Here is a 24,396-nt window from a genome sequence, read left to right as displayed (position 1 = left end):
TCTGCAAAGAATCGGGCGTTACAGTCAATGGCAAGCAGCTTCGCTGTGGCTCTGGCTCTACTCCATGAATGAGTAATTCTATTAGTGGCTCTCTATTCCGCAAATGATGGCTCTTTTCTCCGCAATGAATGGCTCAAAACTCCGCATATGTGGCTCAATTCATTCGCAATAATCATGAGTGTTTCATTACTTCGTATAAAGGAACATTTAACAATGTTACGGATCCTTTATCCTCATCTCTGATTCCTCATGTCTTTTGTGTCCCTAAAATTTAGATTCTTATAAATAATATCGTTTTTATTAAAAATATGGATATTGGATATCAAGAGGAGGTCATTTATGTACAAGATGTGCAGCACTATAGCTCATTTTGCTACAACATCAAAAAAGAGCCGATTCTTTCTACAGCAAGGTTACATATCGTAAATCAATGGATCTAAAAACAGAAAGAAGATGGAGTGGCGGTTGCTACGATAGAAAGGAGGCGATCCAGTCTATTTACTATTTACAAATTCTATACACCGTTCGCGTAATGTTAATAACAGGTTTACGTAATGTGGCACTCACAAAACTAAAAGTAAAAGATGTAAGCTTTGAAGAGCAAGTGATTCACTATGATGCAGGGATATTTAATTCTAAAAATAAAATACAGATATTTCCTACTCCATCTAAACTTCTTTCACTATTAAAGGAACATTTAAAATCTAATCAATTACAACAACCAGAAGACACGTTACTCGTCGGTTTAAAAGGGTATCCATTACGTGCCAAACAGTTTAATCGGATTACCGACAAAATATGTGATTAATTAGAATGGCCGGGGGATTTGCATGTCACTCCGCATGGGTTTAGAGCATCCATTGCAACCATTTTACATGAACGAGATGTAAGTCGTGACACCATTAAATTTTTACTTGGTTGTAGTGATAAGATCTATACCCTGCATTCTTATTTGTGTCGTCATCGAAAAAAACTAAATCGTTTACGTCATGAATTGACTTTAATTGAACAAGAAAAAGAAGAGGAGGTAGAACTGCTTAAAAAAAGGAAAGGGAAAAACATAGAAAATAAGGAAGGTGCTGAAGTTGTTGTCCTACATAACCCGGTAAAAGAAGCTCCATCAAATCATTCAAATATGATTTCACAGGAAGAATTTCTCCAAATTATGAAGGTCAATAAAACAGCTGCAATGGCATTAGTTGAGAAAACCTTGTTGCTTAGGTAGCTTTTTTCCTTATTAATTAAATTAAAACCGAAAAGAAGCAATGGTTTTCTTTTTTGATTCAAAATCAATATGCGTGTAAACCTGTGTATTGGCCAATGATTCATGTCCCAGAAGTTCTTGTAAGGTTCTTATGTCGACCTTTTCTTGAGGCATATGTGAGACATCTCCAAATTCGTCTTCATTCTCTGCTTTTACTTGCTGCAATAACAACGTTGAAAACGTATGCCGTAAATGATGCAACGAAAAGCGGTGGGGAGGGAGGCAAGCCTTTTTCAACACTTCTTTAAAGATGACATGTAGCCCCCATGGGTTTAGAACTTTCCCATTCTTGTTTCGAAATACAGGCTCCTCTGGATGTGTCTGATATTCCTTTAAAGACTCTTTATATTTTTTTAATAAGGGCAACATCATGGAATGAAGCGGGGGCAAGCACTCTTTTTTTCCTTTCCCGAAAACGAGAACAGTTCCATTATAAAAATCGATTTGTTCCCAAGTGAGATCCACAAGTTCCTGTCGTCTCATTCCGGTTGTCGCAAGCATTTTAATCATGGTTTCATTTCGAAAGGCAAGTGGATGGGGATCCTGCTCCAGGAACGAAAACAGCTTTTTGAGTTCTTCCATATTCATATAAACCGGAAGCTTCGAATGGTGTTGGATGAATAATTTTGTTCGATCTCTAGATAAAGTAAAAATTCATCCATTGCTTGCTGGTATTGCATGTGAACGACCTCCAAATTTTATCTTATTTGGACGTACCCAAACATTATCGTCAAGTTGCGAATGTTTATTATGTGAAGTTGAGAGGTTAGTTATAGTTCTGTTAAGGATTTATTCTAGTTTACATAATATATATTATAGGAAGTAATAAATTACAAAGCAAAACCTATCTCAATTCAAAAGTATACTTAAAATAGTGAGACGAGATATAAAAATTTATGTTTTTATTTCTTAATTTTATTTATCATTCAGTTTATTTATTAAACCTTATGTATTAAACCATTTGTCTTAGTCGTACTCGGATAAATGGTTTAATACATGATTATTGATAAATCATCATATTTTCTCGGCTAGTAATGTTAACGCAAATTATAATTGTAGTCGTTCAATAATTTTTACTCACCTATTAACCTTACTTGATCACATTTAGTTAACATAATAATTTTATATACTACCTCACTGCTAATTTGCTATTTTTATTCACTATTTTGCGTGGAATTAAAGAATATTTCTGTATCGTCTTTCTTCTTATCTTGTATTTTCTTGCTATCTCCCATTTTATTATCTGATTCGTAGCTCTTTTTAAATGAAGGATTACTTTCTTTTTTCACTACTTCCTACCTCCTTTATCATTTATAATGTGGTTTTATCAAGCGAATATGTATTATTTCTCTTGAATTATTGGAAATAACTCGGTAAATGTTAAATCACCAATGAAAAAAACACAGGATATAGTTCCTGTGTCGTCATGTTTTCAAACTAAATAAGTAAAAGTTTTTATTACGTCTCAATTAGTTGGGGCGCGGAACTTAAATACTGGCGAGGGGTTCCGAAGTAAATCATTTTATTATACTCTTCGAAATTTGATTCAAATTGAATGTATATGGGGGAATTCAAAAGCCATGGGTAATTTGAGAAAAATATGCGGTCACCAAATATGATCCCTGATAATGCATGTTTTACTTCTCGCTCGAAAATCATGAAACGAATTTTCGCATATTGCTTATCAAAATCTTGATCACTTATAAAAATTTTACCACTTAAAACATACTCTCCCAGCTGCGGAATCCATTCTGCCATGACTTCATCTCTGAATGAAAAATTTTGTGGATTAGGATTATAATGATATCCAATACTTAAAAACCACTCACCTGTAGATTTAGATTGTGTTAATGTATATTTTCTGCCATCTACAGGCCTAAATTCAGTTGTTGGCGGTAAATACATTACACTTACTTTTGATGGATCTAAATTATTCATGATAAGCGACTCCCTCCGCATTAAGTTAGGAACACCACTTACCATATTTTATGTATTAGGCAAGAAAAATGTGACAATCGCCTATTTCCCTCTTTTTATCTTATTAGATTCCATTATTTTCGAATTCTTCAATGCCCACTTTCCGTTTTCGAATAGCCAGATCGTTTCAACTCGGGCAATTCTATCCGAATGATATACTCCACTTATTGCTTGGATTCCCTTTAATCCATAAGTTTTACCTTCAACATGAACGGGCTTCAATGTAGAATAAGCATCTACCATTAATTCTGTAGGCTCACTTAATTTTCCATTTTGATAAAGTCCTAACATTTCGTAGTTTTTAGTTCGACTCTTTAAATCAAGTGTATATGATTCACCTATATCTTGAATGGTGATACTTGCCTTATAACTATCTAAAAATTGACTCATAATAACGAGGGGATCTGGGACAGTTATATCCAATAATTTATTATTCTTTAAAGTGTATAAATAGTGATTGGTAATACGACCCCTGCTGCCAGTTTCTACACTTATATATACATCTTTAGTTCGATCATGATTTAAATCTACAAACTTAGCTTTCGGTTTTAAACCGCCATCAATATTCACTGTAAATGATTGATTATTTGATGTTACAACCTCCATTTGGAACTCTCTAAAAAAATCGGATTCCCCCTCATAAGGAATTCCTTTAATAACAATCGTATCTTTTTTACCATCCCCAGTTAAATCAACCCTATCTTTCAAAATCGTTACCTTTTTATTTGAAGCTTTATCACCAGCGTAAGCTCCTGTAATAGCTGACATAGAAATAAGAAAGAATGCTGCCAAAGCAAAGACTATCTCTTTTTTCACTTATGATACCCTCCCTAGACACATCTGTTATTTATTTTGTCCATTTTTGGGAAATAAATGTATCGTTTCCAATATTTTTTAAATTTTCTTCTATTGGATCTGATTCGTTATACTAAAAAACCCCTTGCCTAAAAATAGACAAGAGGTAATAACATTAAATTATTTTCTTTATAGCTTCTTCTTTTGTTTCCCAGCACTCAATTCCATCTAAGCCCGGAATTGAATCCGCATAGAATACTGGATCTTTTCCTTCTTTACGCTGAGCTTTATAATCTTTTAACGCAGCAATTGCAACTTTTCCTAGCATAACGATTGCCACAAGGTTTATTAGAGCCATTATTCCCATGAATAAATCAGCAAGGCTCCATACAGTTGCTAAATCAACTACAGCTCCAAAAATAACCATACCAACAACTGCTAGACGATAAATAAATAATGCTGTTGGACTATTTTTGATAAATTCAATATTCGTTTCACCATAATAGTAGTTTCCAATGACAGAAGTGAAAGCAAACAGAAATATTGCGACTGCAATGAAAATGGGTGCCCAAGACCCGACATGTTCTGTCATTGCAGCTTGTGTTAATTGAATTCCTGTTAGATCTGATGTTGAAAAATCACTATATAAGAGGATGATGAATGCAGTAGCTGAACAAATTAGAATCGTGTCAACGAACACACCTAAAGTTTGAATCAACCCTTGTTTAACGGGATGTGTGACTGCAGCTGTTGCGGCTGCGTTAGGAGCACTACCCATACCTGCTTCATTCGAGAATAGCCCCCTCTTAATCCCCATCATAATAGCTGCACCAAATGTACCGCCAATAGCTTGTTCCATACCAAACGCACTTTTTATTATCATGGAAATTATATGCGGGATCTCTGTAATATTTATGATAACAATAATAATTGCAACAATAAGGTAAATTACAGCCATGATCGGCACAACCACTTGTGACACATTTGCAATCCGCTTTACTCCTCCAAAAATGATAATCGCTGTCATCGCAGCAAGCACAAGTCCAATTGAAAGACGGCTTATTCCAAAGGCTTCATTAAAGGCTAAAGAAATGGTATTAGATTGAACAGAATTAAATACAAGACCAAAGCAGAATGTAATGATAATGGCGAATATAATCCCCATCCAGCGTTTTTTCAAGCCTTTTTCCATGTAATATGCTGGTCCTCCGCGGAAACCATCCTTATCCTTCACCTTATATATTTGGGCAAGTGTACTCTCTATGAAACTAGAAGCTGCACCTAAAAAAGCGATTAACCACATCCAAAAAACAGCTCCAGGGCCACCTGTTGCAATTGCTGTAGCTACTCCGGCTATATTTCCTGTTCCAACACGTGATGCAGCACTTATGCAAAATGCTTGAAATGATGATATTCCTCTTTTACCGTCAGCGGAAATAAGAGATTTATCCCCCAGTATCCGAAACATTTCTCCGAAGTAACGAAATTGAACAAAGTTACTTTTCAAACTAAAATATAAACCTAATAAAATTAATACTGCAATTAATATATAAGTCCAAACAATTTCATTAAGAAATCCTACCCCAGATTCTAAGCTTTTTAAAAAAAGTTCCATAATTACCCCCTGGTTGTATTATTTCTTTGGTGACATGCATTTGATCATTCTGAAAAAACATTACTTTTAATAATCTATCAAATTAATAATTAATAGACAAGTTAACTTTAAAGATTTTTCGCTTTACAATATATTGAAATAATGGAGATGTATCAATAAAGTAAATTCCTTTATTAAAACAGAAAAACTGTTAAATTCACGATAAAGAGGCATCTCAAAGTCGAATACTCGACTTATAAGACTGCCCCTTTACTTGTCACACTTCAGTATTATTTCTTTCTTCAAATACTTCGCTTTTCCAAGCAAATAATGCTTTTCCACTTTCTGATTCATCAAAAATGAAAGATCCATTAGAATATCGATCATTAAATCGAATATTTGAGACTTTGATTGATTCAATCGAACCTTTTTCAGTTTCGATAAAAATGTCGTCATTTTCTCTTGCAATAAGAGAAGCGATAATTCTGTGAGGATTTGATTTTAATTCTCTTAGCATGACAACACCCCGTTTTGCTCGGGAAGAGCGTTCAAATTCCGATAACTTCATCTTTTTAATTGCGCCTCTTTGGGTGACAATTACAACTGATTGTTCATGTTGATTATCAATTAACTGGCCTCCAGTAACGAAGTCGCCATTTTTTAAATTAATTCCTTTAACTCCAGCTGCTCTCGTACCAACAATATTCACTTCTTCCTCATGAAACCAAAGTCCATATCCATTATACGTGGATAAAAACAATTCTTTCGTCCCATCTGTTTTATGAACAGCGATGACTTCATCACTATCTTTAACATTTATTGCAACAAGTGGCTTTGAATGGCGCTGTACTTGATAGAGAGAAAGCTCAGTTTTCTTAACCATCCCACTTTTTGTTACAAATACTAAAAATGAGTCGGAATCAAAATCTTTAACTGGAATAGCTTTAATAATTGACTCTTCACCATCAATCGGAATGATATTGGCAATATGCTGACCTAGATCTTTCCATCGTATATCTGGAAGCAAATGAACAGGGCAATACAAGTAATTCCCTTTATTTGTAAACAACAGTAATACATCGGTTGTGTTCATTTCTAATTGTGCCAGCAAACGGTCGGAATCCTTCATGCCAAAATCCTGCCCATTTGAAGCAGCAAAAGAACGCTGACTTGTTCTCTTAACATAACCTTCCTTTGTTACTGTTACGATTACATCTTCACTTGCGATAAGGACTTCAAGATTAATTTTAATTTCTTCAATCTCGGCTTCAATCACTGTGCGACGATCATCGGCAAAACGCTTTTTCACATCTTTTAGCTCTTTTTGAATAACAGCGTAAAGCTTTTTCTCACTCTCTAAAATGGCGGTAAACTCAGCAATTTTCTTAGCCAACTCTTCAGCTTCTGCTTGAAGTGCCGTAATATCCGTATTCGTCAAACGGTATAGCTGTAAAGAAACAATCGCTTCTGCCTGTGGTTCAGTAAAGGCAAACTTAGCAATTAAATTATCTTTCGCATCACGTTTATCTTTTGAAGCACGGATAGCAGCAATGACTTCATCGAGGATGGAAAGTGCCTTCATTAGACCTTCGACAATATGCTGGCGTGCTTGTGCTTTTTCTAAGTCGAATGATGTTCTTCTTATAACAACTTCTTTTCGATGCTGGATATATGCATCAAGCAGTTCTCTTAACCCCATTAGTTTAGGATGTCTATTATAAATAGCCACCATATTAAAGTTATAAGTGACCTGTAAATCACTATTTTTGTATAAATAATGGAGGACACCCTCTGGATCTGCATCTTTTTTTAGTTCTACAACAATCCGTAATCCTGTCCGATCCGTCTCATCACGAACTTCTGAAATCCCTTCAACTTTGCGGTCAAGTCTAAATTCATCGATCTTCTTTACAAGATTTGCCTTATTCACTTCATACGGTATTTCGGTAACGACAATTTGCTTTTTTCCGCCTCGTAAATCTTCAATCTCCGCTTTTCCACGGACAATTATTTTTCCTTTGCCAGTTTCATAGGCCTTCTTAATACCCTCAACACCTTGAATAATACCACCGGTCGGAAAATCAGGTCCTTTTATATATTTCATCAGGTCATCTACAGAACATTCTGGATGATCCATACGATGAATAACACCATCAATCACCTCATTCAGGTGATGGGGTGGAATTTCTGTCGCATAGCCTGCTGAAATTCCTGTTGACCCATTTACTAAAAGATTTGGGTACATAGCGGGTAAAACGGTCGGTTCATTCGATGTATCATCAAAGTTCGGAACAAGATCAACCGTTCTTTTTTCAATATCCTTTAGTAATTCAGATGAAATTGGAGAAAGCCGCGCTTCTGTGTAACGCATTGCAGCTGGAGGATCCCCATCTATGCTCCCGTTATTCCCATGCATTTCAACGAGAAGATTACGAACCTTCCATTCCTGGCTCATCCGAACCATTGCATCGTAAACTGAAGTATCCCCATGCGGGTGATAGTTACCGATTACATTACCGACTGTTTTCGCTGATTTCCTAAAGCCTTTATCATGTGTATTGCCTTCAACATGCATCGCATATAAAATCCTGCGCTGAACAGGCTTCAACCCATCTCTAGCGTCAGGTAATGCACGTTCCTGAATAATATATTTACTATAGCGGCCAAAACGATCGCCTAGAACATCTTCAAGAGGGAGGTCGCGAAATTTCTCAACTGATGACATTAGTCAATCTCCTCCTCTAATACGGAAATATTTTCATTTTCGAGAATGCTGGCATCCTCTTCTAGTCCAAATGCCACATTCGTTTCAATCCACTTCCTGCGCGGCTCTACTTTATCGCCCATAAGGGTAGTAACTCGGCGTTCTGCTCTTGCAGCATCATCAATTCTAACTCGAATCAATGTCCGTGTTTCTGGATCCATTGTTGTTTCCCACAGCTGATCAGCATTCATTTCACCAAGTCCTTTGTAACGCTGCAGCATATACCCTTTTCCAACCTTTTTGATCGCGTCTTGTAGGTCATCTTCGCTCCATGCGTACTCAATCGTTTCTTTTTTACCTGCTCCTCTGCTTACTTTATATAATGGAGGAAGAGCAATAAAGATTTTTCCTGCATCCAATAGCGGCTTCATATAACGATAGAAAAAGGTAAGAAGGAGGACTTGAATATGTGCTCCGTCCGTATCAGCATCTGTCATAATAATAACCTTGTCATAATTGACATCATCTAGGTTAAAATCAGCACCGACTCCAGCACCAACAGCATGGATAATCGTATTGATTTCTTCATTTTTAAAGATATCCTGAAGCTTAGCCTTCTCTGTATTAATTACTTTACCACGAAGTGGGAGAACAGCTTGAAAGCGTCGATCTCGACCTTGTTTGGCAGAACCTCCTGCAGAGTCTCCTTCCACTAAATATAATTCATTCTTCTGTGGATTTCGTGATTGGGCTGGTGTTAATTTTCCTGAAAGAACAGCATCAGCACGTTTTCTTTTCTTTCCGCTCCTAGCATCTTCGCGGGCTTTACGGGCTGCTTCCCTTGCCTGATATGCTTTTATTGCCTTTTTAATTAACAAGGAACTAACGTTCGGGTTCTCTTCAAGGAAATAGGATAAATGCTCAGAAACTACCGCATCAACTGCTGAACGGGCTTCACTCGTTCCAAGCTTTCCTTTCGTCTGCCCTTCAAACTGAAGCAAGTCTTCTGGAACACGAACAGAAACAATCGCTGTGAATCCTTCTCGAATATCAGAACCATCAAGATTTTTATCCTTTTCTTTCAGAAGATTGACCTTTCTTGCATACTCATTAAAAATACGAGTCATAGCCGTTTTCGATCCTGCTTCATGTGTACCGCCATCTTTTGTTCGAACATTATTGACAAAAGAAAGAACATTCTCAGAATAACCATCATTAAATTGGAAGGCGAAATCCACTTCTATGCCATTTTGCTCTCCTTCAAAGCTAACTACCGGGTGAAGAATATCCTTTTCCTCATTTAAATATTCAACAAATGCTTCTATGCCATTTTCATAATGAAATATTTCCTGAACACCATTTCGTTCATCAACGATTTCTATTTTCATTCCTTTTAAAAGGAAAGCTGATTCTCGAAGACGCTCACATAATGTTTCATAGTTATATGTGGTTGTCGAAAAAATCGACGTATCTGGCTTAAAATGAATGATTGTACCTGTTTGATTCGTTTTACCTTTTTTCTCAAGAGTCGTAACGGGTTTTCCGCCATCTTCGAAACGCTGTTCATACACAAAACCATCCCGTTTGATCTTAACGATTAGCCATTCGGAAAGAGCATTAACAACAGATGCCCCTACGCCATGAAGTCCCCCGCTCGTTTTATAGCCGCCTTGTCCAAATTTTCCACCTGCATGTAAAACGGTTAAAATGACTTCTGGAGTAGGTTTCCCCATACGATGCATGCCAGTTGGCATACCCCGTCCTTTATCTACAACACTAATTGAATTATCTTTATGTATTTTGACAATAATATGATCCCCGTAACCTGCTAATGCTTCGTCAACAGCGTTATCGACAATTTCATATACAAGATGGTGAAGACCCCTTGCATCTGTACTTCCAATGTACATTCCCGGGCGTTTTCTAACTGCCTCGAGCCCTTCTAATACTTGTATGGCATCATCATTATAGTCAAAAGCTTCCTGATTTCTTGCCACTAACATACCCCTTTCATTTACTGCAACAAAAATATTGCTAAATATGTTAATACAATCATTTACGTATTCGTCTAAAAAGGTTTTTATCCTTTTATTATTGTAGGTCACTTAATTACAGAACGAATGTTCGTTGTATGTATTTTACCATATTTTTAAAAAGCGTCTATGCTTTATTGTATCTATTTATTTTCATTTGGCAAATGGCTTTTTTTCTATATCGGCTGATTTAGCGGTTTTTTAAAAAAAAGAAAAAACATGAGACCAATAAAGATCTCATGTCATTTTATTATTTTGTTAATGCATGTTCTACCTTAATACAACGGTCCATTACTACCGTAAAACCCTTGTCCTTCAAGAAGTTATAAGCATCTTCGCTAATACAGCCAAGCTGCGACCAAAAGACATCAGCATCGATTTCAGCAAACACCATTGCCACTTCTAACAGATGCTCTGAACGTCGGAAAACGTTCACAATATCGACATGACCTTCAATTTCTTTCAAGCTCTTGACAGCTTTTACACCCAACACTTCGCCTACAGTGGGATTTACTGGTATGATTTCGTAACCTGCGTCCTGCATCGCTTTAGATACCATATAAGAAGTTCTTTCAGGGTTTCCGCTTAACCCAACAACCGCAACCCGTTTTGCTTTTTTTAAAATGACGCCGAGCTCATCCCGACTAGGAATTTCAATTGTCATATATGGACCCTCCAAAAAATTATGATTACAATACATATTCCCATATTACCGAAAATTAATAAGTTTTACCAATGAATGAGAAAAAAATGATTTTGGAAGGGGCTATTTCTATATTCAATAAATAATTGATTCTAGTCTTTTTGTCAAACGTTTGATTGATTTATTTGATTCCTTTAATATAATCTCCTTGTCAATCGTGTTCATCCTTCTATTTTCCATTAAAATTTTCCCATTTACGATGGTTGATTCCACATCTGCTCTTGTTGCAGAATAGACAATTCTTGAGATGGGATCAATATCAAAGGAAGGATATACATGAAAATCATTTAAATTTAAAATGGCAAGATCCGCTTTTTTGCCTTGCTCAATACTGCCTATCTCATGTTCCATTCCCACTGCTTTTGCACCACCAATGGTTGCCATTCGAAAAACCGTTCTAGCATTCATGGCTGTTGGTCCATGAGCAGGCTTCTGAATGATGGCTGCAAGTCTCATTTCATTGAACATATCAAGGTTATTATTACAAGGAGCTCCATCCGCTCCAAGACTAACATTGGCATGCGATTCGAGAAGGAATGGGACTTCAGCGATACCAGATGCGAGCTTTAAATTCGAACCAGGGCAGTGGCTGACCTTAACTCCCCGTTCCTTAATGATTCTCTTTTCTTCTTCGTCCAGCCATACACAATGGGCAAGAATCAGCCTATCATTTGCTAGACCAATGCTATCTAAATAAACAACATTCCTCATACCATGTTCACGCTCTACTATTAATATTTCATTTGCATTTTCAGAGGCGTGCGTATGGACTCTTACATGATATTTGGCTGAAAGGTCTCTTACATTTGTTAATAATTCCTCCGTGCATGAGACAACAAACCTTGGACAAAATGCATATTGGACTCTACCGCCGTCATGATTATGCCATTTTTCAAGTAAGTCAACGCTTTTCTGAATGGATTCCTTTGTATTTTCTCTTAAAAGTACCGGGACTTCTTCCCCTTTATCCATCATGACTTTTCCGGCTAAAGCACGGATTCCGCTTTCGGCAATTGCTTTAAAAGCAGAGTCAGTATGATGAACGGTTTCCATATCAACAACGGTGGTAGTCCCGCTTTGTAATAACTCTCCAATGCCTAGCATGGCAGAATAATAAATAGATTCCTCGTCATGAGATGCTTCAAGCGGCCAAATTTTTTGCTTCAGCCAATCCATTAATTCCAAATCATCAGCCTGTCCTCTGAACAATGTTTGGCAAAGGTGAATATGTGTCTGGATAAATCCTGGAATTACTGTTCGGCCAGTTGCATCGATTACTTTGCTTGCAAAATGAGAAAGGTTTTTTCCGATTTCAACAATACGATCTTCTTCTATATAGATATCCCCTTTTAGTATCTCTTCCTTTTCATTCATCGTTATGATTTCGGCATTTTTTATTAAAATACTGCTCATTTGACTCCTCCGCGAAATGGATTAGGCTCTGCTATCGTTTTTTCATCAAAAGATAAAATTAAAGCTTTATAAAAATCGATGGAGCGTCTATAAGAGGAAATACTAACCCATTCATTTGGCTGATGAGCTAATTTCTCATCTCCAGGTCCATATATTAACGTCGGTATTTCACTTCTAGGGTTGAGAACTGCTGCATCTGTGTAGTAAGAAACACCTGAGCAGTTAGAGTCTGATTCATTTTTGATGGCCAAGGCAAATTGAATGATGTCTGATGAGGTCGAGGTTAAAATAGGCGGCCGATCCAAGATCTTTGTAATACTATATTTATAGATTTTATTTTTTTCAATGAGGCTATCTAATTTTCTATTTAATTCATCAACTAACGTCTGATGAGATTGTGGAGGTACCGTCCGAATATCCACTCGAATTGTACATCTATCAGGAATGACATTTGTTTGAATACCGCCCTCAATCATCGTTACAGCTAAACTGCTCTTACCAAGAGGCTGCTTCTCCATTCGCCAAACTACTTTCAAAGAATCCAATAAACAAATAATGTCCACCATATGGTCTACAGCATTTATTCCTTGTTCAGGCATTGAACCGTGAGCAGTTTTTCCGTAAGCAGTAATTTCGAGCCATAGAGCTCCTTTATGTCCGACTACTACCTTTTCATTTGTAGGCTCGCCTATGACAAGTGCATCAATCACTCTTGCTTCGTTTCCTTCTAGAAAGACCCTAGCACCACAGCTATCCACTTCTTCACCGGCAGTTGCCAAAAATGTAATCGTTGCAGGAGGTGTTTTCTTTTCTAAAAACAAGGATTCAAGAGCGAGATACATGGCTGCTAAGCCGCTTTTCATGTCAGAGGCCCCTCTTCCATATATCTTATCCTCAACGATTTCACCTGAATAAGGATGACAATCCCATTCAGCCTTACCCGGTGAAACCGTATCCATATGGCCACATAGGAATAAGTGCTTTTCTCCACGTCCTTTAATGGTTACCTCAAAATTGCTTCGATTTTCTTCAAGATATGTTACTTTGTATGGCAGGCCTATTTTCTTGCACCTTTCAATAAAAACTTCCGTTACTTTATGCTCGTTTCCAGGCGGATTTGAACTATTTGTGCGGAGCAAACTTTGAAGAAATTGAATCTCATCCATTTATTCCGCCTCCACAATTTGCATTTTTAATGAAGTTACCTTCCATCCATTCACAGGAGCCATATCCTGTGAACAAGTTGTGCAAGCAATAACAACATCATCCAATGCCTTTAATCTTACATAATCACCTGGTTTTGAAAGTGGTTCTTCGATTACATAATCACCCGAATCATCTAGAACATTATTCATAAAAAGATTGATTGGATCCGGAATGACAACAGGTTGAATGTTATACTTTTTTAGAGCTGTTTCAAGATTATCGTGGCAATTTGGATGATCCTCTTTATCGAAATCAATTTTATAACGGTAATAATCACATGCTGGGAAGAAGATATCATGAACTCCCACCGTATCTTCTACAAGTTGCATGAGTGGGCGGCGCCGATTACTATAGAGGATATCTCCTTTTTTTAAACGGATGCTGCTTAAAGAAGCTCTCATATGGACAGGGGAAACATGTTCTGTTGGATCGGAATGATTAAAGCAGACAAAATCACCAACCTGCTTACCTTCCAAATCAATGATGATGAGCTCTTCTCCTTTTCTTAAAAAAGCACTTCTTCCCTCATATGGAGGAATAATGATTTCTTCACGGATTTTTTCTCTATTAAAAACATTTCTCATGTAATCACCCTCCAATTTTATCGCAGATTAACGGGCAGTAAGACCCCCACTTCAAGGTAACGAGAGAATCAAAGAAACCTAAGTGGGGGATCAACTGCCCGTAAAGGCCCGACGACGGACACGATGTCCTAGTCAGGCGAAAGCCACAGGACGTGGCGTTTTGAGCGTGATTGGTTCAACTAACCATCAGTGGGGGATGAAAGAAATCCCCCACTGATGGAAGTTTCACTTTATTCAATGAAAACAGCGACTGCACGGATAGGGGAGCCCGTTCCTTTTCGAATCCGAAGCGGAAGACCAAAGTATAAAAAGCGCATGCCGGCGATTTGGTCAAGATTACAAAGATTTTCAGTATTTGTCATGCCATATTCTCTGCATATTAAATGCCCTGAGTAATTAGGGTCCTCTGGATGATCAATTGCAGGTGCGTCTATTCCAATATTGACAACACCCATTTCGGCCAGCCACTTTGCTGCATGATAATCAAGACCTGTATAGGTTGTAAGCCATTTATCCGTTCCATATGAGCGGTTGTAATGCCCAGTGTAGAGAAGAACAATGTCTCCTTTTTCAATAAATTGCCCTGACCCCGCTAATGCATCTTCAAGGTCGCGACTTGTTATAGAGCGATCTGGAGAAACATGTGAAAGATCCAGACATACCGCAGGGCCATAAAAATATTCTAGCGGCATCTCATCAATGTATTTCCCATTAGGATCATATTCATATGTAGCATCACTATGGGTAGGACCATGCTCATTTATAATTAAATTATTCGTAGCAAAAGGAAAGCCAATCTTTTTTTCTGATTCTTCATGTGTAATATTGGTAAAAATCATTGTTGATGGATGAAGAGGGAAGACTGGCATCCCATGATAGATTTCCTGAGTTAAATCTACTAATTTGACTCCCATGATTTCCCTCCAAAATTATGTTTTTTAAAGGGCATGACCCTTAAACAATCGTCGGTATGATTTCAAATTTATCAACATCAATCAAGCCCATATCCGTAATTTTCCACTTGGGACTTGTAACAAGTGACCAAAAGGACAAATGCATGAACGGAACTTCTATTCCGCATCCAAGCTCATTTTTTGCAAGCCTAGATAACTCTTCAACCTTTTCACTTAATTCCTTACCTGATAATTCATCTGTCATTAATCCTCCAATTCGGAGCGACAAGTCGCCAACTACTTTGCTATCTTTAATCATGGCAATTCCGCCACCCATTGCGATTACTCGATTGATTGCCGTCACAATATCCTCATAATTCGTACCTGTTGCGATAATATTATGTGTATCGTGGGCAACACTTTCAGCAATAGCGCCGTATTTCAAATCAAAGCCGTGTAAAAAGGTTTTTCCAATTTTCCCTGTTCTTCCGTGACGTTCGACTACAAGAAGCGGCAATACGTCCTGCTGCAAGCAAGGCTGGATAATTCCATCTTTCACATTAAGCGTATATTCACTTCCACCTGTTAGGTTCTGAAAAGGAATTGCTTCGATTGCTCGTACTCTTGCCTTTGTTCCATTTGCTTTAATAACGATTTCTTCTTTATTAACAGCTTTACGTTTTATCGATTTTTTCACTGTATCTGGATAAATATATGAGGAAATCTCAATCGTAAGCTCTCCTTTTTCGGCCGCTTTTTTTCCTCCAAGATAGACTTGATCAATTGTCATATTCATTAAATCGCTTATTACAACAACATCCGCACGCTTTCCGGGAGCAATAACACCAACATCCTTAAAACCAAAATGAGTCGCAGGATTAATCGTTGCCATTTGAATGGCTTCGACTGGGTCAATCCCCTCAAGAATAGTACGTCGAACAATATCATTCATATGGCCAAACTTCAGAAGATCAGCTGGAACCATATCATCTGAAACAAGAATCGCCCTTCTTGAATCCAATCCATCTTCCGTAATAGCTCTAATGCATTCAGCCATATTCCTTTGTGATGAGCCTTCCCTCATGAATACACTAACGCCGTAACGGAGCTTTTCTACCGTCTCTTCCTTTGTTGTCGTTTCATGGCAGGATACATGTGTGCCGCCGCTTATAATATGTGCAGCAAGCTCTTTTCCAAATAAACCAGGTGCGTTTCCTTCAACTGTTTTCCCAATACTGTTCGCATAAGAAACAGCTGCGACAAGATCATCAATCACTTCTGGTGCATGCTGATAAACTGGCTGGATATTGCTAATGCTTTGAATCTCACCGATTCCTTGAACATATGGGTCATTTAATAAATCCTTCATGTCCTTAGCTGAAACATCATACCCAGATGTTTCAAGACCAGGTGCATCAGGCACTGCACAAGGAACAGTGAATAAGATTCGATTTGGAAGAGTCTTGGCTTCCTCAATCATCGCTTTCATACCTTGAACACCGAGAACATTCCCTATCTCATGTGGATCACCGATTAAGGTTGTCGTTCCAGTTGGAATAGATAGCTTTGAAAATTCTGTACAAGTAAGCATCGCACTTTCAAAATGCATATGTGAATCAATAAAACCAGGACAAATAAATTTTCCACGTACCTCTTCTATAATCGTTTTAGGACCAATTAAATCTTTTGCATCACCGACCATTAAAATATATTGGCCTTTTATCGCTACATCCGCTTCATATATTTCACGGGTAACCACATTGATAAAATATCCTCCTCTTAGAACAATGTCCGCATAGAGGTTCGGATTCAACAAAACATCAATTAATTTCCTATATTGTATTGCTTCTTTAATTTTTAGAGCGTCCATTGTTTACCCTCCCAACGTCGTTCCCTCTAAACTATCAATAATTCCAATAATTGCAGCATCAATGGGCGCATCTTTGTTCCTGATAGCTCTTGAAGCCATACTTCCGGTTACATAAATAACCCTTTCACCAATTCCAGCTCCAACAGTATCAACGGCAATAATGGGGTTTGGCAGAACTTGTCCGTCTAATCCAATCGGCTGTGTAATTAATAGCTTCGTACCTACTAGATTTTCATCCTTTCTTGTTGCAGTAATCCGACCAACCACTATTCCCATTTGCATAAAAGACCGTCCCCTTATTCTGTAATTAATGAAATTTTCAACTCTCTTGCCATATCCTTGGCAAGTGGAGTTATGATCGTCTCATTCGAAATAAATAATGATGATTGATTATTTTGATGGACATATCGAATCGTTTTCTCCGTAATAATTGATTTTTTGTATGCTTTTTCATAAGTAAAGTCCATTTTTTCATCCGTATCTATTAATTTAATCCCCAATGACTTTAACCCTTGCAATTGCTCTTGTAGTTTTCTTTTTATAATCTGTGGTCCTTTATCCATGCCTTCCATTCGCCAAATCGGATGATAGGGGTCTGCTCCTAATTTCAATCCGATTACTTTTTTTCCGGATAATATTGCCTTTAAAATGATCCGAACAAATAGTCTTCGATCATTATATGAAAGAATATCTGAAACGAGTGAGAAAGAAAGAATGGGCAAAAAAATAATATCCACTTTTTTTATGATCATTTCAGATAATTCTCGTTGCAGAATCCAATCATCGTTTCCAATTACACTCACAAGCTCCCCTAGTGAAAAATGTGAAAACAGTTCATCTTCTGCAGAAATTCGTAACATCAAATGGGCATTCGATAGATCTCTTAAATAAGATAGTCCTGGTTCCATTCCAATCAAATGAGAGGTGATAAGAGCCAGGACATATGGTTTTCTCTTATTGATCCGCCTTCCACTGCCATTTCGATTACACAGTTCATACAGAGTGTTTTCCATCAGCGCACTCTGCTTTTCAATGCCCATCACTATTCACCACTGTTTTTGGATAATAACACTCTCTCAACTTCACTATGTGGTCTAGGAATAACATGAACGGATACTAGCTCCCCAACGCGGCTAGCAGCCTCTGCACCTGCATCAGTCGCTGCTTTCACAGCACCTACATCACCTCTTACCATGACAGTTACTAATCCGAAGCCTACCTTCTCATATCCGCAAATTTCTACATTTGCTGCCTTAACCATTGCATCTGCCGCTTCAACTGCCCCTACTAAACCCTTTGTTTCTACTAAACCTAAAGCTTCACCCATGATTTTTCCTCCCCATTTACTATTCATTTGAATGATCCGTATCTTCTAAGTTACCTTCTGTTGTTAAGTCATTTTCATCCTTAATTATAGATTTCTTCTCAAGCTTAAAATTCGGAAGTAGCTTATTGGCCACTTCGTTATGAGCTCTTGGAATGACATGTGAAGAAATAACCTTTCCTACTCGATCTGCAGCGCTCTTTCCAGCATCAACTGCGGATTTAACAGCTGCCACATCCCCACTTATATGGATGGTCACTCCGAGGTAGCCGTTCACACCAATTACCTTTTCAATACCTACAATCTCAACATTAGCTGCTTTAACGGCAGCATCTGCAGCCGAAACAGCTGTTAAATAGCCAACCGTTTCAATTAACCCTAATGCATGCAAATGAATTGCCTCCTATCAAATTGACTTAAAGAAACTACATGAATCTTTCAGCCTGGTTCTTCAATTCTTCTGATAACTGTGAAACAATTTCGTAATTTCCATATAGAAGTAAGTATTTTTTTTCAATAACATAATCAAAATTTTTACTCGGTGATTTTTTTATAAGTCTGTCTAAAAGGAGGATTGCTGAATAATAATCAATACCTTCAATAACTGCAGCTCCATCAACATGTGTTTTTAAACCGAGCTGCTTTGTCAGCCATGGGCCTGGAGAGTTAGCCTTGAAGACTTGAATTGGTTTGAATGAATTTTGCGAAAGCCTTTGAAACAGCATTTTCACTGCTTTCGTAAGTATTTCTGTCTGATCTTCATATAACTCAAGAACAAAGTCTTGCTTGCTTTCCTTATCCCATGTCAAGCAATATTTAATCGAAGAAAATTCTCTTAAAATATCATTTAATAAAAATAGCTGACCGACCGAACATTTTTCCGCAACAATAACACCGATTGAATTAGACTTTAATGAGCGCTGAAAGGATGTAAGAAGATTTGGATGAAGGCCTGAAAATACCCACGCTTTCACACCTTCCCTTGATTGGCCAATAAACTGACTTTCTTCATTAAATAAATTTCGATTTACTGTGATATTGGCTTGGTGATGTGTGTTTATCGAGTTATTTCCTTGAACAAGCGATAGGGCTTGTAATTTCGAAAGTGAGCCCTCGACAATGTTTCTAGGTGATTGAGAGTTTGATTGACTAATGAATCCAGCTTTAGGAGAGTGATTTTCTGTTTGATTAGGAGAATCCACTGAAATACCTGATAGTCTTTTTTGGAGATTCTTTAGTTGATAATTTGGACGACTTATTCCTTGTATTGTCTGATTTTGTTTACTTTCTGCTGTTTTATTTATGATTGAATTCGTATATAAAAACTTAGTTTCACTTCCAAACAGAGGATTTTCCTTAGGTTTTTGCGTTGGCTTTAATACTTCTTTCACAACATTTTTCATAAATTCAGACAAAAATAATCACCTCCTATTAAAGAATCTTAGCAAGTTCTGAATGTGGACGAGGAATGACATTAAAAGAGACAAGTTCTCCACCTGTCCTGCTATGTGCTGTCTTTCCAACTTCAACTGCAGCAGTTACCGCTGCAACATCACCCTCTACAATGACGGTAACAAGACCAGATCCAACTCTTTTTAAATCAACAAGACTTACATTCGCTGCCTTTGCCATCGAATCAAGTGCCTCAATGGCTGCTGTTAGTCCTCTCGTTTCAATCATACCGATTGCTTTCATTAATCATCCCACCCTTAATAAGGTCAGTTAGATGTCTAAAAAAATATTTTGGTACAGTTTCATTCTGTCAACGAATAAGATTTAATCTATTTGTCCCCGAATGGAGCCCTCCACTTTATAGATAGTCTTCGAGGTTGATTTCTATTGGTATAGATGTCCTTTTAAACATTTCTTCCATTCCTAAAGGGTAAGTAGCATCAATACCCATTTTATCGGACACTCCCCTTAGATTATGAGAGGATTCAAGAGGGGAGCCTTTTGCGCCAGGAACAATGAAGACATCACTTGCTGCCTGCACCCTTGTTGCGATCGCCCATTCTACGTCATCTGAATCAAAGATATTCACGTCATCATTAACAACTACTACATGCTTTAGATCTTTATCACTTGCAAAGGCGGCAAGTGCAGCTTGCTTTCCATCCCCTTCAGATTTCTTCTCGATTTGAATCACTGCATGATAGCGTCCGACACCTCCCATAGGAATATGTACACTCTTTATACTTGGAACAACCTGTCTAACAGTACTTAATAGTGTCGCTTCACGAATAAGGGCCATTGGAAGTCTCTCTTCGAAGCTAGAAGGGAAAATCGTTTGATTAATTGCATTATTACGGTAAGTAACTGCAGAAATTTCAACTACTGGCTGTGGTGAACGGAAGCCATAATAGCCCGCTAATTCCCCAAACGGTCCTTCCATTTCACGCTCATGAGGAAGCATATGTCCTTCAAATACAATTTCTGCTTCAGCCAGAACATCTAAATCAACTGTTTTACAGCGAACAACATCTAGGGATTGTCCAAGTAATGCACCTGCGACATTTAGCTTATCAGTGTGGTAGAGGTGAGTGCTGATCTGTGAACTTAATACGATTGCGGGGACAACACCGAACATTACTGCCACTTCCATTGGTTCTCCAAGTTTCTCAAAATGAGAATATTGTTCCAATAATTCTGGTGAAGTAATTAAGATATTCGTTCGATTTCCTCCCAGGTATTGCATTCTCCTTATGGAGGTGTACCTTTTATTCCCAGATAAATCCTTCACAACTAGAATGCCAGAAACATAATAAGCCCCGGAGTCCTTTTCATGATAAGTTGGTATTGGGAATAGATCAGCCAAATCAAAATCTCCAGTTACTAAATTCTCCTGGACAGGACCTGTTTCTTTTAAAGTTGTTTGAATAGGATTTACAATAGATTCAATTATTTTTGGAATAAGTTCAGAGGTATGTACCCCAATACTGTCAGCAACCAGATCACGGTCTCCGCCAAGTCCTGCTACCATTGATGATTGATATCCTTTAATTTTTTCAAAGAGGAATGGCTGTCTTCCTTGTTTAGAATTAATAACAGCACCTAATTCATAGCGGGGATCTACTTCTTTTTTTATACGGTATAATAGACCTCTATTTTCCCAGTCATCTAATAATGCTCTCATAGTTACTGGAATCATGCCTTTTCTCCCCACCTTTCAAGCAGCCGATGATCAATATTCAGCGTGTCTAAAATACGTGCTACCATGAAATTAGCTAGCTCCCAAATTTCTGTTGGTTTATGATAAAATCCAGGAGATGCAGGCATGATGCACGCACCTGTCTCAGCAAGCACAGTCATATTTCGTAAATGAATTAAGTTAAAAGGTGCTTCTCTCGGAACGATAATAAAGGTTCGTTTTTCTTTCATAACAACACTTGCAGCTCTGCTTAGTAAAGTATCGCCGACACCATTCGCTATCGCACCAAGTGTATTCATTGAACATGGGACTATCACCATCCCATCTGTTAAGTATGATCCGCTTGCAATGGAAGCAAACAGGTTTTTATTGCTATGAATAGCGGCATATTCCTTGAGTTCATCCATCGTCTTGTCACACTCAAATTGCATTACTTTTTCTCCCATCTCCGTTACAATTAAGTGTGTTTCAATTCCTAATTGATGGAGAGCACGGACCAATGCATAGCCATACAATGATCCGCTTGCCCCAGTTATCCCCACTAATATACGCTTCTTTCTTTCTTCTTGTCTAAAGCTAGACAACCTGTTGATCTTGGGAGAATTTTAATTTTGCTGCTTCTTTATATTCCTCAGTCGTCATAATGTCTCCAAAAATATCAATATCTCTTAATCCTGATCGATGCATGTCGTCATCTTGAGAGGCTGTTCCATCAGAAATACAGATAATATGGTAGCCATGGTACAGAGCATCTGAAGCTGTGCTTCGTACACACACATTCGTCCAGACACCAGTCAAAACGACAGTATCAATCTCTTCCTCTCTTAAGAAGAGGTCAAAGTCTGTGTAGCTAAAAGCACTATGTCTTCTCTTTTGAACAACATAGTCTCCCTTGTCTTCTTCAGGCTGTAACTCAGGAATAAATTGTGATCCCCACGTTCCTTTTACTGCATGAACTGGCCTTACACGGAAATCCCGATCATTTTTACGATGTGCTTCTTGGACATGAACAACCTGAATATTTTGATCATGTGCGAAATCTATTAACTCCCTAATTTTTGGGACAATCTTTTCGCCATTTTCACAGCGTAATGCAGCATTCTCTCCAATAAAATCATTCAGCATGTCGATAATGACGACACAATGCTTTTTTCCTTTTAGTTCCATTATTCAATCACCCTCTCTATCTATTCATAAAGTGAAACTTCCATCAGTGGGGGTTTTTCGACGCACAGGACATGCTAGTGCCGACGTTGCCACAGGACGTGGCGTTCTTAGTCGGCCTTTCATCCCCCACTGATGGTTAGTTGAACTAATCGGGCCTTTACGGGCAGTTGATCCCCCACTTACTCTTCTTTGTATACGTGAATCCTTGAAGTGGGGGTCTTACTGCCCGTTAATCTGCGATAAATCTATAAATTTTGTGTTACCGCTTCTTTCGTTTCAATTTTGATAGCTTCATATTTTTCATATTTTAGTGTGCGCTCTAGGCGTTGAATACTTTGACGACGTACATATTCACCGTAACCTGCTTCCCCTACAATACCGCCGCCATCCTCATCATAGATCATGTTTCCACGGATAATGGTTTGAACAGGTTTTCCTTTTAATTTCAATCCATTTAAAGGATTATATTTTGCCAATGATTCTGTTTTTTGCTCATCTATTACATATTCCTTTTCTAGATCAATGACTGTGAAATCAGCATCGGCACCAATTTCCATTGAGCCTTTTTTCGGATAAATGCCATAATGAATAGCTGCATTTCGGCTCGTTACCTCGACGAAACGAGAGAGTGTTAATCGTCCTTTATTAAGACCTTCACTTACAAGAATCGGAACCATTGTTTCAACACCCGGAATACCAGGGAAAGTATTCCAAATTGTAGAGTCAGGGTATTCTTTTTCAGTTGCAATTTCATATGGAGCATGGTCTGTACCGACAAAATCAATTGTTCCATCAGCAAGCGCTTGCCAATGAGACTCGTTATCTTCTTTGCCGCGTAATGGCGGAGCAATTTTTGCAAATGATCCCCGTTTTGACATGGAGTCTTGTGCGTTTAAAACAAGGTAGTGAGGACATGTTTCAGCTGTAACTTTCACACCTCGTTTTTTAGCAACCTTAACGAGCTCTACCCCTTCTTTTGTACTCATATGGACAACATGTACACGTGCATCTGTTGCCTCGGCGAAGCTAAGAATTAATTCAATTGCCACTTTCTCAGCTAGACTTGAGCGTGCTTCTGCCCATGCTGGCCCATCTAGACGTCCTTCTTTTTCTAGTTTTTTGGAATTAAACGTACAAATATCATAGTTTTCAGCGTGTACACCTATAGGCAGCCCTGTTTTAGCAACATTTTTAAAGATTTCTAGCATTTCGGCATCCGAAACTCTTGGGAAAGTAGGTACAGAAGGAGTCATATAAACTTTAAAAGCAACTACCCCTTCTTCAATTTGAGGGTAAATATTATCAATCCATCCTTCTCGTGCATCTTCCCCCGTCATTCCTCCCCAGAAACAATAATCAACATAGGCTTGATCACGAATTGGACCAATTTTCTTGTGAAAACTATCACCATCCCGAACTGAAGGCTTACTGCAGCATGGCATATCAATAATTGTCGTCAATCCGCCAGCGGCTGCTGAACGACTTCCTGTTGCAAAGGTTTCCCGATGTGTAAAACCTGGATCCATGAAATGAGTATGGGGATCAATACACCCAGGAACAACAAGCTTCCCTCCTACATCGATCACCTTTGCAGCGTTTAAAAAGCTAATATCGTTGCAGTAACCTGCGATTTTACCGTCTTTTACCAATATATTCGTTAATACTTGACGATCTCCTTGAGGAACATTTGCATTTTTCAGAATTAAACCCATAGTTCTTCT

The 24,396-nt window shown here is 38.0% G+C and carries 25 protein-coding genes; 2 read left to right on the top strand and 23 right to left on the bottom strand.

What is annotated here, in order from left to right:
* Window positions 1-430 precede the first annotated feature (430 nt).
* Window positions 431-808, top strand: a complete 378-nt coding sequence (locus KHA94_RS04390; protein WP_213100891.1) for a tyrosine-type recombinase/integrase — start codon at window positions 431-433, stop codon at window positions 806-808.
* Between the two features lie 18 nt (window positions 809-826).
* Window positions 827-1,225 (top strand): hypothetical protein, encoded by a 399-nt coding sequence (locus tag KHA94_RS04385; RefSeq protein ID WP_213100890.1) that lies wholly within the window; start codon window positions 827-829, stop codon window positions 1,223-1,225.
* 21 nt (window positions 1,226-1,246) lie between these two features.
* On the opposite strand, the gene KHA94_RS04380 is transcribed toward KHA94_RS04385, so the two are convergent.
* From KHA94_RS04380 to KHA94_RS04275, 23 genes are all read right to left on the bottom strand, one after another.
* Window positions 1,247-1,846 carry a tyrosine-type recombinase/integrase gene (locus tag KHA94_RS04380; RefSeq protein ID WP_249365297.1) on the bottom strand — a complete coding sequence of 200 codons (600 nt, stop codon included), beginning with the start codon at window positions 1,844-1,846 and terminating at the stop codon, window positions 1,247-1,249.
* Between the two features lie 572 nt (window positions 1,847-2,418).
* Window positions 2,419-2,553, bottom strand: a complete 135-nt coding sequence (locus tag KHA94_RS26200; protein ID WP_275950856.1) for a hypothetical protein — start codon at window positions 2,551-2,553, stop codon at window positions 2,419-2,421.
* Between the two features lie 169 nt (window positions 2,554-2,722).
* Window positions 2,723-3,202: a staygreen family protein gene (locus tag KHA94_RS04375; protein WP_213100888.1), complete on the bottom strand. Its 480-nt coding sequence runs from the start codon at window positions 3,200-3,202 to the stop codon at window positions 2,723-2,725.
* A gap of 81 nt (window positions 3,203-3,283) precedes the next feature.
* Window positions 3,284-4,057: a hypothetical protein gene (locus KHA94_RS04370; protein WP_213100887.1), complete on the bottom strand. Its 774-nt coding sequence runs from the start codon at window positions 4,055-4,057 to the stop codon at window positions 3,284-3,286.
* Window positions 4,058-4,211: 154 nt separating this feature from the next.
* Complete coding sequence (locus KHA94_RS04365; protein WP_213100886.1) at window positions 4,212-5,651, bottom strand: alanine/glycine:cation symporter family protein; 1,440 nt, start codon at window positions 5,649-5,651, stop codon at window positions 4,212-4,214.
* Between the two features lie 256 nt (window positions 5,652-5,907).
* Window positions 5,908-8,355, bottom strand: a complete 2,448-nt coding sequence (gene parC, locus KHA94_RS04360; protein ID WP_213100885.1) for a DNA topoisomerase IV subunit A — start codon at window positions 8,353-8,355, stop codon at window positions 5,908-5,910.
* Window positions 8,355-10,331 (bottom strand): DNA topoisomerase IV subunit B, encoded by a 1,977-nt coding sequence (gene parE, locus KHA94_RS04355; RefSeq protein WP_213100884.1) that lies wholly within the window; start codon window positions 10,329-10,331, stop codon window positions 8,355-8,357. The genes parC and parE overlap by 1 nt, the downstream gene beginning before the upstream one ends.
* Before the next feature lie 286 nt (window positions 10,332-10,617).
* Complete coding sequence (locus KHA94_RS04350) at window positions 10,618-11,031, bottom strand: CoA-binding protein (RefSeq protein WP_213100883.1); 414 nt, start codon at window positions 11,029-11,031, stop codon at window positions 10,618-10,620.
* A 114-nt stretch (window positions 11,032-11,145) separates the two neighbouring features.
* Complete coding sequence (locus KHA94_RS04345) at window positions 11,146-12,483, bottom strand: 5'-deoxyadenosine deaminase (RefSeq protein WP_213100882.1); 1,338 nt, start codon at window positions 12,481-12,483, stop codon at window positions 11,146-11,148.
* A complete protein-coding gene (locus tag KHA94_RS04340) occupies window positions 12,480-13,649 on the bottom strand; it encodes a M20 family metallopeptidase (RefSeq protein WP_213100881.1) in 1,170 nt (389 codons plus the stop codon). Before KHA94_RS04340 ends, KHA94_RS04345 begins: the two co-directional genes overlap by 4 nt.
* Window positions 13,650-14,273, bottom strand: coding sequence for a DUF1989 domain-containing protein (locus KHA94_RS04335; protein ID WP_213100880.1), 624 nt, complete (start codon window positions 14,271-14,273; stop codon window positions 13,650-13,652).
* 230 nt (window positions 14,274-14,503) lie between these two features.
* The gene (locus tag KHA94_RS04330; RefSeq protein WP_213100879.1) at window positions 14,504-15,187 is read right to left on the bottom strand and encodes a cyclase family protein; all 684 of its coding nucleotides are present in this window, start codon (window positions 15,185-15,187) and stop codon (window positions 14,504-14,506) included.
* A 40-nt stretch (window positions 15,188-15,227) separates the two neighbouring features.
* Window positions 15,228-17,036, bottom strand: coding sequence for an adenine deaminase (locus tag KHA94_RS04325; protein ID WP_213100878.1), 1,809 nt, complete (start codon window positions 17,034-17,036; stop codon window positions 15,228-15,230).
* Between the two features lie 3 nt (window positions 17,037-17,039).
* Window positions 17,040-17,318: a EutN/CcmL family microcompartment protein gene (locus tag KHA94_RS04320; protein ID WP_057770230.1), complete on the bottom strand. Its 279-nt coding sequence runs from the start codon at window positions 17,316-17,318 to the stop codon at window positions 17,040-17,042.
* A gap of 14 nt (window positions 17,319-17,332) precedes the next feature.
* Complete coding sequence (locus KHA94_RS04315; RefSeq protein ID WP_213100877.1) at window positions 17,333-18,076, bottom strand: hypothetical protein; 744 nt, start codon at window positions 18,074-18,076, stop codon at window positions 17,333-17,335.
* A 2-nt stretch (window positions 18,077-18,078) separates the two neighbouring features.
* On the bottom strand, window positions 18,079-18,366 hold the full coding sequence (locus tag KHA94_RS04310; RefSeq protein ID WP_213101294.1) for a BMC domain-containing protein: 288 nt from the start codon (window positions 18,364-18,366) through the stop codon (window positions 18,079-18,081).
* 16 nt (window positions 18,367-18,382) lie between these two features.
* Window positions 18,383-18,751 (bottom strand): BMC domain-containing protein, encoded by a 369-nt coding sequence (locus tag KHA94_RS04305; protein ID WP_338030688.1) that lies wholly within the window; start codon window positions 18,749-18,751, stop codon window positions 18,383-18,385.
* Window positions 18,752-18,785: 34 nt separating this feature from the next.
* Window positions 18,786-19,775, bottom strand: coding sequence for a hypothetical protein (locus tag KHA94_RS04300; RefSeq protein WP_213100876.1), 990 nt, complete (start codon window positions 19,773-19,775; stop codon window positions 18,786-18,788).
* Between the two features lie 16 nt (window positions 19,776-19,791).
* Window positions 19,792-20,055, bottom strand: coding sequence for a BMC domain-containing protein (locus tag KHA94_RS04295; protein ID WP_057770220.1), 264 nt, complete (start codon window positions 20,053-20,055; stop codon window positions 19,792-19,794).
* Between the two features lie 115 nt (window positions 20,056-20,170).
* A complete protein-coding gene (locus KHA94_RS04290) occupies window positions 20,171-21,508 on the bottom strand; it encodes a UbiD family decarboxylase (protein WP_213100875.1) in 1,338 nt (445 codons plus the stop codon).
* On the bottom strand, window positions 21,505-22,092 hold the full coding sequence (locus tag KHA94_RS04285; protein WP_249365294.1) for a UbiX family flavin prenyltransferase: 588 nt from the start codon (window positions 22,090-22,092) through the stop codon (window positions 21,505-21,507). Before KHA94_RS04285 ends, KHA94_RS04290 begins: the two co-directional genes overlap by 4 nt.
* Complete coding sequence (locus KHA94_RS04280) at window positions 22,085-22,675, bottom strand: cysteine hydrolase family protein (RefSeq protein ID WP_213100874.1); 591 nt, start codon at window positions 22,673-22,675, stop codon at window positions 22,085-22,087. Before KHA94_RS04280 ends, KHA94_RS04285 begins: the two co-directional genes overlap by 8 nt.
* A gap of 245 nt (window positions 22,676-22,920) precedes the next feature.
* On the bottom strand, window positions 22,921-24,387 hold the full coding sequence (locus KHA94_RS04275) for a dihydroorotase (protein WP_213100873.1): 1,467 nt from the start codon (window positions 24,385-24,387) through the stop codon (window positions 22,921-22,923).
* Window positions 24,388-24,396 lie beyond the last annotated feature (9 nt).

It is taken from the genome of Cytobacillus citreus (assembly GCF_018343665.1).
GTDB lineage: Bacteria > Bacillota > Bacilli > Bacillales > Cytobacillaceae > Cytobacillus > Cytobacillus citreus.
The sequence above is the reverse complement of the archived record's forward strand: the minus strand, read 5'-3'. Positions and strand labels throughout refer to the sequence as shown.

Coding starts and splice junctions, on each gene's coding strand:
- KHA94_RS04330 (WP_213100879.1), bottom strand. CDS start 15,187: ATGGGAGTCAAATTAGTAGATTTAACTCAGGAAATCTATCATGGGATG.
- KHA94_RS04335 (WP_213100880.1), bottom strand. CDS start 14,273: ATGAGAAATGTTTTTAATAGAGAAAAAATCCGTGAAGAAATCATTATT.
- KHA94_RS04290 (WP_213100875.1), bottom strand. CDS start 21,508: ATGATTCCAGTAACTATGAGAGCATTATTAGATGACTGGGAAAATAGA.
- KHA94_RS04280 (WP_213100874.1), bottom strand. CDS start 22,675: ATGGAACTAAAAGGAAAAAAGCATTGTGTCGTCATTATCGACATGCTG.
- KHA94_RS04365 (WP_213100886.1), bottom strand. CDS start 5,651: ATGGAACTTTTTTTAAAAAGCTTAGAATCTGGGGTAGGATTTCTTAAT.
- KHA94_RS04320 (WP_057770230.1), bottom strand. CDS start 17,318: ATGCAAATGGGAATAGTGGTTGGTCGGATTACTGCAACAAGAAAGGAT.
- KHA94_RS04375 (WP_213100888.1), bottom strand. CDS start 3,202: ATGAATAATTTAGATCCATCAAAAGTAAGTGTAATGTATTTACCGCCA.
- KHA94_RS04340 (WP_213100881.1), bottom strand. CDS start 13,649: ATGGATGAGATTCAATTTCTTCAAAGTTTGCTCCGCACAAATAGTTCA.
- KHA94_RS04325 (WP_213100878.1), bottom strand. CDS start 17,036: ATGGACGCTCTAAAAATTAAAGAAGCAATACAATATAGGAAATTAATT.
- KHA94_RS04275 (WP_213100873.1), bottom strand. CDS start 24,387: ATGGGTTTAATTCTGAAAAATGCAAATGTTCCTCAAGGAGATCGTCAA.
- KHA94_RS04380 (WP_249365297.1), bottom strand. CDS start 1,846: ATGGAAGAACTCAAAAAGCTGTTTTCGTTCCTGGAGCAGGATCCCCAT.
- KHA94_RS04390 (WP_213100891.1), top strand. CDS start 431: ATGGATCTAAAAACAGAAAGAAGATGGAGTGGCGGTTGCTACGATAGA.
- parC (WP_213100885.1), bottom strand. CDS start 8,355: ATGTCATCAGTTGAGAAATTTCGCGACCTCCCTCTTGAAGATGTTCTA.
- KHA94_RS04350 (WP_213100883.1), bottom strand. CDS start 11,031: ATGACAATTGAAATTCCTAGTCGGGATGAGCTCGGCGTCATTTTAAAA.
- KHA94_RS04295 (WP_057770220.1), bottom strand. CDS start 20,055: ATGAAAGCAATCGGTATGATTGAAACGAGAGGACTAACAGCAGCCATT.
- KHA94_RS04315 (WP_213100877.1), bottom strand. CDS start 18,076: ATGGGCATTGAAAAGCAGAGTGCGCTGATGGAAAACACTCTGTATGAA.
- KHA94_RS04345 (WP_213100882.1), bottom strand. CDS start 12,483: ATGAGCAGTATTTTAATAAAAAATGCCGAAATCATAACGATGAATGAA.